Annotated in this window: 15 protein-coding genes; 12 read left to right on the top strand and 3 right to left on the bottom strand. The window is 73.6% G+C overall.

Features of this window, described 5'->3' with window-relative positions; all coding sequences use genetic code 11:
* Window positions 1–39: 39 nt before the first annotated feature.
* The 4 genes from ITJ44_RS11615 to ITJ44_RS11600 all read left to right on the top strand — a co-directional run bounded on the left by ITJ44_RS11615 (window position 40) and on the right by ITJ44_RS11600 (window position 5,127).
* Complete coding sequence (locus ITJ44_RS11615; protein ID WP_194635668.1) at window positions 40–1,263, top strand: MalY/PatB family protein; 1,224 nt, start codon at window positions 40–42, stop codon at window positions 1,261–1,263.
* Complete coding sequence (locus ITJ44_RS11610) at window positions 1,260–2,447, top strand: cobalamin-independent methionine synthase II family protein (protein WP_194635666.1); 1,188 nt, start codon at window positions 1,260–1,262, stop codon at window positions 2,445–2,447. The genes ITJ44_RS11615 and ITJ44_RS11610 overlap by 4 nt, the downstream gene beginning before the upstream one ends.
* A 74-nt stretch (window positions 2,448–2,521) precedes the next feature.
* Window positions 2,522–3,817, top strand: coding sequence for an aminotransferase class I/II-fold pyridoxal phosphate-dependent enzyme (locus ITJ44_RS11605; protein WP_194635750.1), 1,296 nt, complete (start codon window positions 2,522–2,524; stop codon window positions 3,815–3,817).
* A gap of 2 nt (window positions 3,818–3,819) precedes the next feature.
* Entirely contained in the window at window positions 3,820–5,127 is a 1,308-nt protein-coding gene (locus tag ITJ44_RS11600; RefSeq protein ID WP_194635664.1) for an LLM class flavin-dependent oxidoreductase, read from the top strand.
* Between the two features lie 77 nt (window positions 5,128–5,204).
* Here ITJ44_RS11600 and ITJ44_RS11595 read toward each other — a convergent pair whose 3' ends face one another.
* A complete protein-coding gene (locus tag ITJ44_RS11595; RefSeq protein WP_194635662.1) occupies window positions 5,205–5,855 on the bottom strand; it encodes a TetR/AcrR family transcriptional regulator in 651 nt (216 codons plus the stop codon).
* A 144-nt stretch (window positions 5,856–5,999) separates the two neighbouring features.
* Here ITJ44_RS11595 and ITJ44_RS11590 point away from each other — a divergent pair, with 144 nt between their 5' ends.
* The 6 genes from ITJ44_RS11590 (at window position 6,000) to ITJ44_RS11565 (ending at window position 11,072) form a co-directional block, all read left to right on the top strand.
* The gene (locus tag ITJ44_RS11590) at window positions 6,000–7,520 is read left to right on the top strand and encodes a DHA2 family efflux MFS transporter permease subunit (protein WP_194635660.1); all 1,521 of its coding nucleotides are present in this window, start codon (window positions 6,000–6,002) and stop codon (window positions 7,518–7,520) included.
* A gap of 117 nt (window positions 7,521–7,637) precedes the next feature.
* Window positions 7,638–7,943 (top strand): helix-turn-helix domain-containing protein, encoded by a 306-nt coding sequence (locus ITJ44_RS11585; RefSeq protein ID WP_194635658.1) that lies wholly within the window; start codon window positions 7,638–7,640, stop codon window positions 7,941–7,943.
* Between the two features lie 10 nt (window positions 7,944–7,953).
* Window positions 7,954–9,135 carry a HipA domain-containing protein gene (locus ITJ44_RS11580; protein ID WP_194635656.1) on the top strand — a complete coding sequence of 394 codons (1,182 nt, stop codon included), beginning with the start codon at window positions 7,954–7,956 and terminating at the stop codon, window positions 9,133–9,135.
* Window positions 9,136–9,212: 77 nt separating this feature from the next.
* The gene (locus ITJ44_RS11575; protein ID WP_194635654.1) at window positions 9,213–10,067 is read left to right on the top strand and encodes an alpha/beta fold hydrolase; all 855 of its coding nucleotides are present in this window, start codon (window positions 9,213–9,215) and stop codon (window positions 10,065–10,067) included.
* Window positions 10,060–10,644 carry a TetR/AcrR family transcriptional regulator gene (locus ITJ44_RS11570; RefSeq protein WP_194635652.1) on the top strand — a complete coding sequence of 195 codons (585 nt, stop codon included), beginning with the start codon at window positions 10,060–10,062 and terminating at the stop codon, window positions 10,642–10,644. The genes ITJ44_RS11575 and ITJ44_RS11570 overlap by 8 nt, the downstream gene beginning before the upstream one ends.
* Entirely contained in the window at window positions 10,641–11,072 is a 432-nt protein-coding gene (locus tag ITJ44_RS11565) for a hypothetical protein (protein ID WP_194635650.1), read from the top strand. Before ITJ44_RS11570 ends, ITJ44_RS11565 begins: the two co-directional genes overlap by 4 nt.
* Before the next feature lie 23 nt (window positions 11,073–11,095).
* Here ITJ44_RS11565 and ITJ44_RS11560 read toward each other — a convergent pair whose 3' ends face one another.
* Together ITJ44_RS11560 and ITJ44_RS11555 are read right to left on the bottom strand one after the other, a co-directional pair.
* The gene (locus ITJ44_RS11560; RefSeq protein WP_194635648.1) at window positions 11,096–11,464 is read right to left on the bottom strand and encodes a hypothetical protein; all 369 of its coding nucleotides are present in this window, start codon (window positions 11,462–11,464) and stop codon (window positions 11,096–11,098) included.
* Window positions 11,465–11,474: 10 nt separating this feature from the next.
* Window positions 11,475–12,059 (bottom strand): TetR/AcrR family transcriptional regulator, encoded by a 585-nt coding sequence (locus ITJ44_RS11555; RefSeq protein ID WP_370551687.1) that lies wholly within the window; start codon window positions 12,057–12,059, stop codon window positions 11,475–11,477.
* A 276-nt stretch (window positions 12,060–12,335) separates the two neighbouring features.
* Between ITJ44_RS11555 and ITJ44_RS11550 the strand changes: the two genes are divergently transcribed.
* The gene (locus tag ITJ44_RS11550) at window positions 12,336–13,436 is read left to right on the top strand and encodes a Gfo/Idh/MocA family protein (RefSeq protein ID WP_194635749.1); all 1,101 of its coding nucleotides are present in this window, start codon (window positions 12,336–12,338) and stop codon (window positions 13,434–13,436) included.
* A complete protein-coding gene (locus ITJ44_RS11545; protein ID WP_194635644.1) occupies window positions 13,433–14,245 on the top strand; it encodes a hypothetical protein in 813 nt (270 codons plus the stop codon). Before ITJ44_RS11550 ends, ITJ44_RS11545 begins: the two co-directional genes overlap by 4 nt.
* Window positions 14,246–14,278: the final 33 nt, after the last annotated feature.

Genomic DNA, 14,278 nt, shown 5'->3' with positions numbered 1-14,278 from the left:
GCTCGCGGCCGCTGCCCCGCGGGCGGCACCATGGCCGCCATGGTGGAGGTCACGACGGCGCCGATCGACGAGATCCGCGGCCAGCGCACGAGCATCAAGTGGACGCGGTTCCCCGCGGACGTGCTGCCCCTGTTCGTGGCCGAGATGGACTACGCGATCGCCGAGCCCGTCGTCGAGGAGCTGGTGCGGCGCGTGCGCGCGTCCGACGTCGGCTACCTCGACGGTCCCGGGCCGCTCGCGCCCGCCTTCGCGCGGTTCGCCCGCGAGCGCTGGGGCTGGACCGTGGACGAGTCCCGCGTGCGCATCGCCACCGACGTGAGCGTCGGCATCGTCGAGACGCTGCGGCTCGCGGTGCCGCGCGGCGGACGCGTGGTCGTCACGCCGCCCGTGTACCCGCCGTTCTTCGAGCTGGTGGAGGAGGCGGGCGCGCGCGTCGAGGAGGTGCCACTCCTGGTGTCCGACGGCCGCGCGTCGCTCGACCTCGCGGGGCTCGAGCGCGCGTTCGCGTCCGGGGTCGACGCGTTCCTCCTCTGCAACCCGCACAACCCGATGGGGCTCGTGCACGACGCCCGGACCCTCGCGGCCGTCGCCCGGCTGGCCGCCCGCCACGACGTGCTCGTGATCAGCGACGAGGTGCACGCGCCGCTCACGCTGCCGGGCGCGACGTTCACGCCGTTCGCGCCGCTGGCCGAGGCGCTCGGCGCGAGCTCCGTCTGCGTCACCTCGGCGAGCAAGGGCTGGAACCTCGCGGGCGCGAAGTGCTCGCTCGTCATCGCGGGGGATCCGCGCACCCACGCGCTGCTCGACGGCCTCGTGGAGGAGGTGGCCTGTCGCACGAGCATCCTCGGGCTGCACGCGAACGTCGTCGCGTTCTCCTGTACCGACTGGCTCGACGATGCCATCGCCCGAATCGTCGCGAACGACCAGCTCCTCGCCTCCCTCCTCGCCGAGCACCTGCCCGGCGTCGTCCACCACCGCCCCGCCGCCGGCTACCTCGCCTGGCTCGACCTCCGCCCGCTCGGCCTCGGTGCCGATCCCGCCGCGGTGCTGCTCGAGCGGGCTCGAGTCGCCCTCAACGCCGGCCACTGCTACGGCACCGGGGGCGCCGGCCACGCGCGCCTCAACCTCGCCTGCGATCCCGACGTGCTGCGGGAGGCCGTGCGCCGGATCGCGGCCGCCGTCGGATCCGCCGCGTCGTCCGCTTCCGCCGTCTCCGCTTCCGCCCCCGCCCGCGCCGCCATCCACCGAGGAGCCCCCGCATGACCGACCGCATCCTGACCACGCACGCCGGCAGCCTCCCGCGCACGCCCGAGCTGACCCGCCTGCTCGTCGCCCGCGACCAGCGGCGCGCGTTCGACCAGGACGAGCTCGCGGAGGTCACCGCGTCCGCCGTCGCCGACACCGTGCGCCGGCAGCTCGAGACCGGCCTCGACGTCGTCAACGACGGCGAGGTGCCGCGCGTCGGCTTCTCGACCTACGTGCTCGAGCGCATCGACGGCTTCGGCGGCGCCGGGCACCGCAAGCCCACGCTCGACTCGATCAAGTTCCCCGACTACGCCGCGTTCCAGGCGAAGCAGATCGTGGAGGGGGCCGAGGTGGCGCGGGTCTGGGATCCGCCGGTCGCGCAGGGCCTGCTGGAGTACGACCCCGCGCTCGCCGGGATCACGGAGGACCTCGACGGGTTCGACCGCGAGCTCGCCGTGCAGGCCGGGCACGGCCTCGTGCCCGCCGGCACGTTCTTCTCCGCGGCGACTCCCGGGATCGTCTCGACGACCCTGCTGCTCGACGCCGCGAACCCGCACTACGGCGACGACCGCGCCTACGTCTTCGCGCTCGCCGACCAGCTGAAGCTCGAGTACGACGCGATCGTCGCGCGCGGCCACACGCTGCAGCTCGACGCGCCCGACCTCGCGATGGAGCGGGTGATCCAGTTCGGCGACGCCACCCTCGAGGAGTTCCTCGCCGCCGTCGACCTGCACGTCGACGCGCTCAACCACGCGATCCGCGACATCCCCCGCGAGAGGGTGCGACTGCACGTGTGCTGGGGCAACTGGCAGGGCCCGCACCAGGACGACGTGCCCGTCGACGTGCTCCTCCCCCACCTGTACCGGGCGAACGTGGGCGCGTTCAGCATCCCGCTCGGCAACCCGGCGCACCAGCACGAGGCGCCGTCGTTCCGCGCGCATCCGCTGCCCGACGGCGCCGTGCTCATCCCGGGCGTCGTGGACGTGACCACCAACTACCTGGAGCACCCGCAGGTGATCGCCAAGCGGATCCTCGAGGTCGTCGACGCCGTGGGCGACCCGACCCGCGTGATCGCCGGCACCGACTGCGGCCTCTCGACCTTCGCGAGCTACGAGTTCGTCGCCACCGACGTGGCGTGGGCGAAGCTCGGCGCGCTCGTCGAGGGCGCGGCCATCGCCTCGCGTCGGGCGTTCGGCGCGTGAGCGCGCTCGACGGGATCCGCGCCGCCGCCCCGCGCGAGGGCGCGGTCGACGGCGCACCGGTCTCCGACGCCCCGGTGCCCGCCGGCTTCACCACGCGCCAGGTCCACGCCGGATCCGCGATCGACCGCGACCACGGCGCCCGCGTCTCGCCCGTGCACCTCAGCGCCGGCTTCGTCTTCGACAGCTTCGCCGAGGCCCGCGACCGCTTCGCCGGGGTCGACGAGGGCTACCTCTACACGCGCAACGGCAACCCCACGACCGACGAGGTCGAGAAGCGCCTCGCCGAGCTCGAGGGCGGCACCGAGGCGATCCTCCTGGCGAGCGGCCAGGCGGCGACCACCACGGCGCTGCTGGCGATCCTCCAGGCCGGCGACCGGATCCTCTCCTCGAGCAGCGTCTACGAGGGCAACCGCGTGCTCTTCCGCCAGAACCTCGGCCGGCTCGGCATCGGCGTCGACTTCGTGGACGACCACCGCGACCTCGACGAGTGGGCCAGCCGGATCACCCCGGAGACGCGCGTGCTGTTCGGCGAGCCCATCCCGAACCCCAAGAACGACCTGCTCGACCTCTCCGGGATCGCCGACGTCGCGCACCGCCACGGCCTGCCGTTCGTGGTCGACGACACGCTCGCGACGCCTTACCTGCTGCGGCCGATCGAGCACGGCGCCGACGTCGTCGTGCACTCGACGAGCAAGTTCCTCGCGGGCCACGGCGCGGTGCTCGGTGGCGTGGTGGTGGACGGCGGGACCTTCGACTGGGCCGCCCGGCCCGACCTCTTCCCGCACCTCACCCAGCCCGAGCGCTCCTTCGGCGGCGCGAGCTGGGCCGACCGGTTCGGCCGCGGCGCGTTCGTGGCGTACGCCCGCGAGGTCGTGGCCTCCCGCTTCGGCCCGACGCCCGCGCCCTTCAACGCGTTCCTGCTGCGGCAGGGGATCGAGACGCTCTCGCTGCGGGTCGAGCGGCATTCCGCCAACGCGCTCGCGGTGGCGCGCTTCCTCGAGCAGCGACCCGAGGTGTCGTCGGTCGACTACCCGGGGCTGGAGTCGAGCCCGTCGCACGACCTGGCGCTCAGGTACCTGCCGGACGGCCAGGGATCCGTGTTCTCGTTCACGCTCGCGGGCGGCGAGCCCGCGGCCGAGGCGTTCACCGACGCGGTGCGGCTGTTCAGCCGCATGACCCACCTCGGCGACGTGCGCTCGCTCGTGCTGCACCCGGCGTCCACCACGCACGCGGGCCGCACCCCCGAGGAGCGCGACGCCGCGGGGATCTGGCCGGGGCTCCTGCGCGTCTCCATCGGCATCGAGGACATCGCCGACATCCTGCGGGACCTCGAGCGCGGCCTCGATGCCGCGCGCGCGATCGGATCCTGACGGTGGCGCGCCGCCAGCACCTCGGCTGGTTCCTGTCCCGCGGCTTCGGGCCGCAAGGCTGGGGCCACCCGTACCGCGAGTGGAACCACGACTGGACGCGGCCCGACCTCTACCAGCAGTCCGCGCGCGAGCTCGAGCAGGCCGGGTTCGAGCTCATCGTGATGGAGGACGCCGTCTCCCTCGGCTCGCCCGAGACGCTCGACCTGCGTGTCCGCGGCGCGTACGGCGGCCCCAAGCACGACCCGCTGCTGCTCGCGCCGTGGCTCTTCGCGGCGACCTCGCGCATCGGCCTCGTGCCGACGATCAACGCCGGGATCACGCCTCCGTACCTCGCGGCCCGGCAGGCGCAGACGCTGCAGCACCTGAGTGCGGGGCGGTTCGGGATCAACCTCGTCACCGACGTCGGGAGCGCCCGGCACGTGGGCCGCGAACCGCTCTCGCACGACGGCGCGTACGACCGCGCCGACGAGTGGATGGAGGTGGTCCGCCGCCTCTGGCACAGCTGGGACGGCGGCGCGCTCGTCGAGGATCCGGCCACCGATTGCTTCGCCGACGGATCCCTGCTCGACGGGTTCCAGCACCGCGGCGCCCACTTCTCCGTCGACGGGCCGCTCAACGCCGTGCCCTCCGCGTTCGGCGACCCCGTGATCGTCTCGCCCGGCGGATCCCCGCGCGGCCTGTCCTTCGCCGGCACCCAGTCCGACGTGCAGCTCGGCCTCGCGCCGCTCGAGCCCGCGAAGCTCCTCGCGTACCGCGGGAAGGTGCTCGACGCGGCGGCCGCGCACGGGCGCGGGCCGGGCGACATCCGGATCCTCTTCGTCGTGAAGCCCGAGATCGTGGCGAGCGAGGAGGAGGCGCGCCGGGTCGTGGATGCGTCGCGGCACCCGACCGACGCGCAGCTGCGGGCGATCGCGCTCGGCTGGTCGAGCGACCTGGAGACCGACCTCACGGGTCTCGACCTCGACCGCCCGGTGGACCGCGGCCTCTTCGGCGAGCACGTATCGCACGGCACCATCGCGGGCCTCTACGGCGGCACCGAGGATGCGCCTCTGCGCGAGCTGCTCACCCGCAAGGCGCGCAAGGGGCTGGTCGCCGAGCGAGCCGGGTTCGTCGGCACGGCCGAGGCGTTCGCCGACTTCGTCGAGGAGCTCGGCGAGGACGCCGACAACGACGGCCTGCTCCTCTCGGGCGACCTGCACCCGGTCACGCTGCACCGCATGCTCGACGACCTCGTGCCCGTGCTCCGCCGACGCGGCATCCTCCGCGACGAGCTGGCGCCGGGCGGGCTCCGGGCGAACCTGTTCGGCTGAGACGGTAGGCGTTCGTCCCGCCGGTCGTCACTACCTCTAACGCTCCTAGAGTTAATTTGACGCGCGACGGAGGGGGCTCAGACCGTGCCCGCGATGTCGCGGAGCCGGCGGCGCACGGCGGCGTGGGAGGCGACCAGGGTCGCGTCGAGGCCGGCCGTGCGCGCATCCGCCCACTCGTCGAAGGCCGCGCGCACCGCGACACCGGCGAGCTCCGTCACGAGACGCGCCTCCTGGGCGGTGATGCGGCCGCCGAACGCCGTCGTGATCCGCTCGGCCAGCTCCCACGAGCGCGTCGCGTCGATGGAGACCGCGGCCGACCGCAGCTGCGGCTCGTCGGCCATGAGCCGGCGCACGCGGAGCTGCTGGTGGGCGATGGCGGAGAGGTCGCCGTCCAGGCTGGCGAGCACGCGCTCGTAGACGGCCTCGAGCTGGGGGAGCGGGGCGGATCCGCGGTCGACGTCGGCGAGCCACGCGTCGAGCGGCGCGTCGAACACGGGGTGGAGCGTGAGGACCGACTCCTCCTTGCTCGGGAAGTAGCGGAAGCACGTGCGGTCGGAGACGCCCGCGGCCTGCGCGATGTCGTGGATCGTCGTGGCCGCCATGCCGCGCTCCTCGAACAGCGCGAGCGCCGCCTCGCTGATCTCGGTGGTCGTCGCCATGCGCCGCCGCTCGCGGAGGCCGGTCGTGCCGGGGCCAGACGCCTCCGCCGGGTCGCTCGCTGCGCTCATGTCGTCATCCGCCTCTCGCAGAGCCGACCTGCCGGATCCGCCGTTCGTGTCATAGACTGCCACATGGTCCGAGTCTGACATCTGGATCGTCCCCGGCCCCGCACCGTCGCGCGCGCCCCGCCATCCACTCCACCGGAGAACCCCATGAGCACGCCGCCTTCCGCCGACACCCGGCGCGAGACACTCCCCACCACGGATCGCGCCGCATCCGACCGCGCCGCCACCCCGGAGGACGAGCGCCTGCCGCACGGCGCCCCGCTCGTCATCGGCCTGCTCGTCGTCGCCGCGTTCGTGGTGATCCTCAACGAGACGATCATGAGCGTCGCGCTGCCGAGCCTCATGGCCGACCTCGACATCACCACCGCCACCGCGCAGTGGCTCACGACGGGCTTCATGCTGACGATGGCCGTCGTGATCCCCGCGACCGGCTTCATCCTCCAGCGCTTCACCACGCGCCAGGTGTTCGGCGCCGCCATGACGCTGTTCTCGCTCGGCACGCTCATCGCCGCGATCGCGCCCGGCTTCGGGATCCTGCTCGTGGGCCGCATCGTGCAGGCCAGCGGCACGGCGATCATGATGCCGCTGCTGTTCACGACCGTCCTCAACCTCGTGCCCGCCGCGCGCCGCGGCCGCCTGATGGGCGTCATCTCCATCGTCATCGCGGTCGCCCCGGCGATCGGCCCGACGGTGTCCGGCCTCATCCTCAGCTCGCTGTCGTGGCGCTGGATGTTCTGGATCGTGCTGCCCATCGCGCTCGTCGCGCTCACGCTCGGGCTCTGGAAGATCACGAACCTCACGACCCCGCGGAAGCTGCCGTTCGACATCCTCTCGGTCGTGCTCTCCACGCTCGCGTTCGGCGGCCTGATCTTCGGCCTCTCGAGCCTGGGCGAGTCGGCCGAGGGCGACGCGCCGCTGCCGCTGTGGATCCCGATCACGGTCGGCGTGCTCGCGCTCGCCGCGTTCATCACCCGTCAGATCTCGCTGCAGCGCCAGGATCGCGCCCTCATGGACCTGCGCACCTTCCGCAGCCGCCCGTTCGTGGTCGCGATCATCATGGTGAGCGTCAGCATGATGGCGCTGTTCGGCAGCCTCATCGTCCTGCCGCTCTACCTGCAGAACGTGCTGGAGCTCGGCACGCTCGAGACCGGTCTGCTGCTGCTCCCGGGTGGCGCGCTGATGGCGATCCTGTCGCCCATCGTCGGCCGCCTGTTCGACCGCGTCGGGCCGCGCCCGCTCGTGATCCCCGGCGCCATCGTCGTGAGCATCGCCCTCTGGGGCATGACCACGATGCTGCACGAGGGCACGTCGATCGGCTGGGTCATCGCGGTGCACCTGGTGCTCAACGCCGGGCTCGCGTTCATGTTCACGCCGCTGCTCACCTCGGCGCTCGGATCCCTGCCGCCGCGCCTCTACTCGCACGGCAGCGCGACGGTCTCCACGATGCAGCAGCTCGCGGGCGCCGCGGGCACGGCGTTGTTCGTCACGGTGCTCACGACCACGACCGTCGCGGGCCTCGCCGACGGGCAGTCGGAGGTCACGGCCACCGCGGCCGGCGTGCAGGCGGCCTTCATGATCGGCGGGTTCATCTCGCTCGCCGCCATCGTCGCGTCGTTCTTCGTGCGTCGCCCGGCGGAGCCGATGCCGGAGGGCGTCGCGGCGCACTAGCGGCGACGCGCGGGCGTGGCCGCGCCAGCTGCCCCACGAGGACATCCGGGCCGTAGCTTCCCATCTGCTTGATGCAAGGCCGTTCAAGTTGCAGCATGCTTGATCTAAGGTGAGGTCATGCCGCCCACGCCTCCCCCCGTCTCCCGAGCGATGCGCACCGTCGGGAGCAACCTCTCCACCCAGCGGAAGCTGCTGGGACTGACGGCGAAGATGGTTGCGGAGCGTGCCGGGACGACGCAGCAGACCATCAGCAAGCTCGAGAACGGCCAGGGCACCAGCCTGGAGATCACGCTCCGGGTCCTGCGCGTCCTGGGCCTCATGGACGCCGTCGTTCTCGCGACCGATCCCTTCGGGACCGAGCGAGGCCGGCTGATGGCCGATGAGAAGCTGCCGGAACGGGTCCGGGTGCGCAAGCGTGGCTGACGTCTACGAGGTGACGACGGTGCTCGGCCGCGATGAGGTGCTCGCCGGCAGGATCTACCGCACGAGGACCTCCGGATCGTTCGAGTACGACTCGGACTACCTGCGACGGCGGGACGCGTTCGCGCTCGTGCCTGCCCTGGGTCTGTTCCCCGGTGCCCAGTCGCTCTCTCCCACCAACCCCTTCAGCGACTCGGCACCGGACACCTGGGGTCGGAAGGTGCAGAACCGTGCCGCCGGCCGCACCCTCGACGAGCTCACGCTGATGCTCGGCGTCAACGACGAAGGGCGACAGGGGGCGACCCGCTTCTGGGAGGGCGGTGTCGCGATGGCGCCGGGCGCCGGGGTCCCCGTCGAAGCAGACCTGTCCCAGATCATCCATGTCGCCGACCAGATCGAGCGTGGCGAGGCGGAGATCGACGACGCCGCGGTCCGGCGCCTCTTCCGGGCGACCGGCTCGCTGGGTGGGGCCCGCCCCAAGGCGAACGTGAGGATCGGCGCGGACCTGTGGCTGGCGAAGTTCCCCAAGCCCACCGGCGACGAGTGGGACGTGATGGCATGGGAAGCGGCGACGCTCGACGTGATGGGCGAGATGGGGATCGACGTCCCGCAGCACATCACGAAGGCGATCATGGTGGAGGGCACCCGACGCACGGTGCTGTTCCTGAGGCGCTTCGACCGCACCGCCGATGCCGTCCGCGTCCCGTACATCTCGGCGATGGCCGCTCTCGAGGCCACCGACGGGGACGGAGGCGACTGGCTCGATCTCGTCGACTTCGCTCGCGTGGCCGGCGCCGACACGACGGAGCTATGGCGCCGCTCTGTCTTCGGTGCGCTCATCGGGAACCTCGATGACCATCTGCGCAACCACGGCTTCCTTCGTCGGGGGACGGCCTGGGACCTCGCTCCCGTGTTCGACGTGAACCCGGAGCCGCTCGGCAACGGGGAGCTGCACCAGTTGGCGCTCCTCGGCGATCGCGAGGCGAGGCTCGAGGCGTTCGCCGCCGAGGACGCGCTCGATCTGTTCGGTGTCCGTCCGTCACCGGCACGGGACTACCTCGAGCGGCTGCGGTCAGCGCTGCCGCGACTTCCGAGGCGAGCCTCCGCCCACGGCGCCGACGCTCTCACGATCGAGACGATGGGTTCCCGCATCGACGCCGCGGTCGCGGCCGTGGGTCAGGCTCTCGAGCAGTAGGGCCGGAAGCTCTGTTCCGTTTCGGAGCTAATTGTGTTAGCTTTTAGCTAAGACAATTAGCTGCCCGGGAGGACACGATGAGCGACACCCTTTCCATCGGCGCGGAGACCCTCGCCTACGACCTGGTCGGCGACGGCCCGCTCGTCGTGCTCGCCCACGGGATGGGCGACAGCCGCCGCTCCTACCGCTTCCTCGTGCCCGGGCTCGTGGCCGCCGGCTACCGGGTGGCGAACGTCGACATCCGCGGCTGCGGGGAGTCCAGCACCGGCTGGAGCGGCTACAGCCGCACCGACATCGCGGGCGACCTCGTGGCCCTGGTGCGGCACCTCGGCGGCCCGGCGGTCGTCGTCGGGCAGTCCATCAGCGGCGGCGCGGCGACCATCGCGGCGGCCGACGCCCCCGACGTCATCTCCGGCGTCGTCGAGCTCGCGCCGTTCACCCGCGCGCAGTCGGCGGACCTCGGCGGCCTGCTCCGCGCCGCGACCCATCGGAAGGCCACCGTGCAGCTCGCCCGCGTGCTCCTCTCCGGGAGCCTCGCCGGCTGGATGCGGTACCTCGACCTCGCCTTCCCCACGAAGCCCGCCGACTGGGCCGCGGAGAGCGCCCGCATCCGCGCGAGCCTCGGCCGACCGGAGCGCATGGCCGTGCTGCGGGCGATGGCGAAGACGAGCCCGGCGGACGCGGGCGCGCGGCTCGCCGACGTGCGGTGCCCGATGCTCGTGATCGAGGGCGGGGCGGATCCCGACTGGGCCGATCCGCGGGCCGAGGGCGCGCGGATCCTCGCCGACCTCCCCGCCGGCCTCGGCGAGCTCGCGGTCATCGACGGCGCCGGGCACTACCCCCACGCCGAGACGCCGGATCAGGTGCTGGCTCTCGTGCTGCCGTTCCTCGGCCGCACGCTCGCCGCGACGACCCCGGGGACCCGTGCCTAGGGCCGGGCTCGACGCCGCGACGGTCACCGAGGCGGGCGCCGCGCTCGCGGACGAGATCGGCCTCGCGGGCCTCAGCATGGGCGCGGTCGCCGAGCGGCTGGGCGTCAAGACGCCGTCGCTCTACAAGCACGTCGCCTCGCTCGCCGACCTGCAGCACCGCATCGCCGTGCTCGCCACCGTCGAGGCGGGCGACGCGATGCGCGACGCGACGCAGGGCCGCTCGGGCCAGGAGGCCCTCACCGGCGCCGCGCACGCGCTGCGCGACTACGTGACGTCTCACCCGGGGCGCTACGCGGCGACGGTCGGCGCGCGGTCGCGGGGCGACGGGGATCCGCTCGACCCCGCCCGCGAGCGCGCCCTCGGCGCCCTCTCCGCCGTGCTGCACGGCTACCGGCTGGGCGAGGCCGACCGGATCCACGCCCTGCGGATGCTGCGGAGCGCGCTGCACGGCTTCGCGACCCTGGAGGTCGCCGACGACTTCCAGATGGCGACCGACATCGACGTGAGCTTCGGCTGGATCGTCGCGTTCCTCGACGGCGGCCTGCGGGCGGCGGCCGACGGCGGGCGCGCATCGTGAGCGGCGTCCGCGCGGGCACGCGGCCGGGGACGCGGCCCCGCCCGCCCGGGCACGACCCCCTCGCCGGCGGGCTGCGCTTCCTCGCCGAGCTCGTCGCGTGGGTCGCGACGCCGTGGGCGCTGTGGCTGCACTCGATCCCGCTCGCCGTCGGCGCTGTCGTGCTGCTGATCGGCCTGCCCGCCGTGTTCAGCACCCCGGGCGACCGGCCCGGCGGCGACGGCCCGGTGGCGGCGCCCGGCATCGTGACGATCCTGCTCGTGCTGCTGCAGCTGGCCGCGGCGTCGCTCGCCGCCTGGGCGATCTGGCCCACGTGGATCGCCGTGGCGGTGACGGCGCTGTGCGTCGCGGTGGTGATCACCGAGCAGCCGCGCTGGCGGGCGCTGACGCGGCGTCGCCGACCGGGCGTCGCCGCCGATCGCCGGCGCTAGCGGGCCGCAGCCTCCGGGCGTCGTCACCGCCGGAGCAGCGTGGGCGCGGTGGTCAGCACGAGGATCGCGAACAGGGTCTGGTCCACCACGCCCCACACCGACAGGCCGCCGATCGTCGCGAACACCGTCCAGTTGACCGCGATGTCGGCGACGATCACGGCGCTGCCGAGCGCGACCCCGGTGCGGCGCCGTCGGGCCAGCAGGGCGATGACGAGCGGATCCAGCACCGTGAGCGACAGCCAGAAGGCGCGGAGCACGAGCGGGAAGCCGGCGTAGACGTCCGCCCCGCCGATCACGATGTCGAGGACGTGGGTGGTGGTGCCGATGCCGAAGCCCGCGATCCAGAGGATCCGGACGATCCGCGGCACGCGCTCGGGATCGCGGGGGCGCACGTCGCCCACCTCAGTCCCAGCTCGCGGCGCCCGGCGGGACCGCAGCGCGAGAACCCCCGCGCCAGCGCGCGATCGACTGCTCCACGTACTCGCCGACGAGGGCGGGCAGGTCGAGCGTCGGGTTGTGGATCCACTGGATCTCGAGGCCGTCGAGGATCGCTAGGAAGCACGCGGCCTCGTAGTCGAGCGTCGCGTCGTCCATCGGCGGCACCTGCCCGAGCGCGACCGCCTCGCCGATGCGGCGGCGGATCTGCGCGATGGTGCGGGCGTACCGGCCGCGCATGTACGCGTGGGCCGGGTGCGTCGCGTCGCTGGTCTCGGTCGCGAAGGTCAGGTACAGCTCGAGGAAGCCGCGGTGCTCCACGTGGTACCGCATCAGGTCGACGAAGGCGCGGATCGCGGGCAGGCCGGGAGCGGCCTCGGAGACGAAGGGCTGCTGCCGGTCCCACTGCCGGAGCACCTCCGTCAAGAGCTCCTCCTTGCGGAAGTAGCGGAGCACAGCTGCGGGCGAGACGCCCACCTCGTCGGCGATCTCCTTGATCGTGGCGGCGCCGTAGCCGCGAATACCGAACACGCGTACAGCTGCGGCGACGATCTCCGCGCGTCGCCGGACGCCCGCCGAATAGAGGCCGCGCGGGGCAGTCCCACCGGTCGCGTCGGCACCTCCATGTGGGCTCGGATCCCCGTCAGCAAGCGGAAAAGTTTCCACCTGGGCGGGTGATGCCCGGCGCTTCGGGCCGGCGCTCCTCGACTCGGTCACGATGCGGATCCTCCCTCTTGTGCCTGCGTGGACCCGGACGTACAGTGACTCAATCGTAAACGAAGCGTCAGTATTCGTTCCGCGGTGATCATTGCTAGGGACGAGGGCGTCGTGGGCGAAGAGGTGTTCGGTGTGGGCCTGGTCGGGGCCGGGCCGGTCGGGCAGGCCATCCACCTGCCGACGCTGGCGCGCATGGGCGACCGCTTCCGGGTGGTCCACGTCATGGACGTCGACGCCGAGGTCGCCGAGCGCGTCGCCGCCCGCGCGGGAGCACGGCACTCGACCGACGCGGACGCGCTCATCGCGGATCCCGATGTCGACGTCGTCGTCATCGGCAGCCCGAACCGCTTCCACGCCGAGCAGGTCATCGCCGCGTGCCGCGCCGGCAAGCGCGCCGTGCTCTGCGAGAAGCCGCTCGCCGTCTCCGCCGCGGAGGGCCGGGCCATCGCCCGTGCGTCCGCCGAGCACGGCGTCCCCGTGATCGTCGGCACCATGCACGCGTTCGACCCCGCGTGGATCGCCGCGGCCGACGCCTGGGACGCGTGCGGCCGCGCGCCGCACACCGTCCGCATCTCGGCCGTCATCCCCCCGAACCCGGACTCCGAGGACTCCGCCACCGAGATCGTCGGCCGCCCTGCCGCGCGCGTCGCGGGCGAGCCGGACGTCGAGGCGCAGGCGCTCGCGGTCACCGGCGGCGTGCTCGGCCTCGCGATCCACGACCTCCCGCTCGCGCGTCGCCTCCTGCCCGACGGGCGCCCGCGCGTGATCAGCGCGCGCGCCCTCCGGCCCTGGGGCTACCAGATCGTCGCGATGGTGGGGGAGAGCGTGCTCGAGATCCACGGCATCGGCGGCGCCTCGTGGGATCCGGAGTGGACGCTCGACGCCGTCGCGCGCGACCGCACCCTCCACCTCGACTTCTCCCTCTCCTACGTGCACGCCGGATCCAGCACCGCCACCCTCACCGACGCCCGCGGCACCACCGGCTGGGGCCCCTACGCCGACAACGGCTACCTCGGCGAGTGGGAGCACGTGCACGACGTGATCACCGGCCGGGCCGCGCCGGTGGACATGGGGGCGCAGCTCGCCGACCTCGACCTCGCGACCGACATCGCGGAGCAGAGCGCGGCGATCATCCGCGCGGGCGGCGCCGTCCCCGCCGAGACGGGGACCGGATCCGACGCCCGCGCCGCGCGGACGGAGGTCGCGGCATGACCGCCCTCACCCTCCGCATCGACCCCGCGGCGTCGGCGAGCCACGCGCACGCGGCCGTCGCGACCCTCGCCTCGCTGCCCGAGTCCTTCCGCCGCACGGACGACGCGGGCGATGTGGTCGTGGTCGCCGGCGGCGACGGCTGGGCCGGTCGCGCGACGGCCGCGGGCCGCTCCGGCGCGCGCGCCCTCCTCGTGCTCGATCCCGGCACCGCCGCCGATGCCGAGCTGGCCGGCCTGGCCGCGGCGGGCGTCCCCGTGGTGCTCGACGTGCCGTGGCGGCACGACGAGGCCGTCCGCCGGGTCGCCCCGCGGATCCACCGGCTCGTCGCCCCCGGCGCCCTGTTCGAGGCGCGTGCCACCGTCGCGTCGACCGACGACCTCCCGGGCGCAGCCCGCGCGCTCGCCCTCACCACGCAGGCCCTCGTCGGATCCCCGCTGACGGAGCTCGCGCCGCTCGCGTCGACGCCCGACCACCTGATGCTCTCGGGCCGGACCGCCGCGGGCGTCCACGTGATCGTGAGCGCGGTCGTGACCGCCCACGCCCACGCGTGCGCGACCTTCCGGCTCGTCGTCGGCGACCGCGCCGCCCACGTCGTCCTCCCCGCGCCGGGCACCGCCGCACCCGGGCGCGCGAGCGTCACGGACGCCGCCGGCCGCGAGGACCTCCCCGTCGTGTTCGAGTCCGGCCACCGCACGGCGATGCGCCTGGCCCGCGACGCCGCCCACGGCCGATGCGTGCCCGACGACGTCGCCGACCTCCGCTCCCTCCTCGCCGCCGCGCCCGCGCTCGCCGCCGACGCGCGCCCCTAGACCCAGCCCCTTCCCTTCCACCACACACAGCAC

Source organism: Clavibacter sp. VKM Ac-2873 (assembly GCF_015351075.1).
Classification (GTDB): Bacteria; Actinomycetota; Actinomycetes; order Actinomycetales; family Microbacteriaceae; genus Clavibacter.
This window is presented reverse-complemented; position numbering and strand designations above follow the sequence as displayed.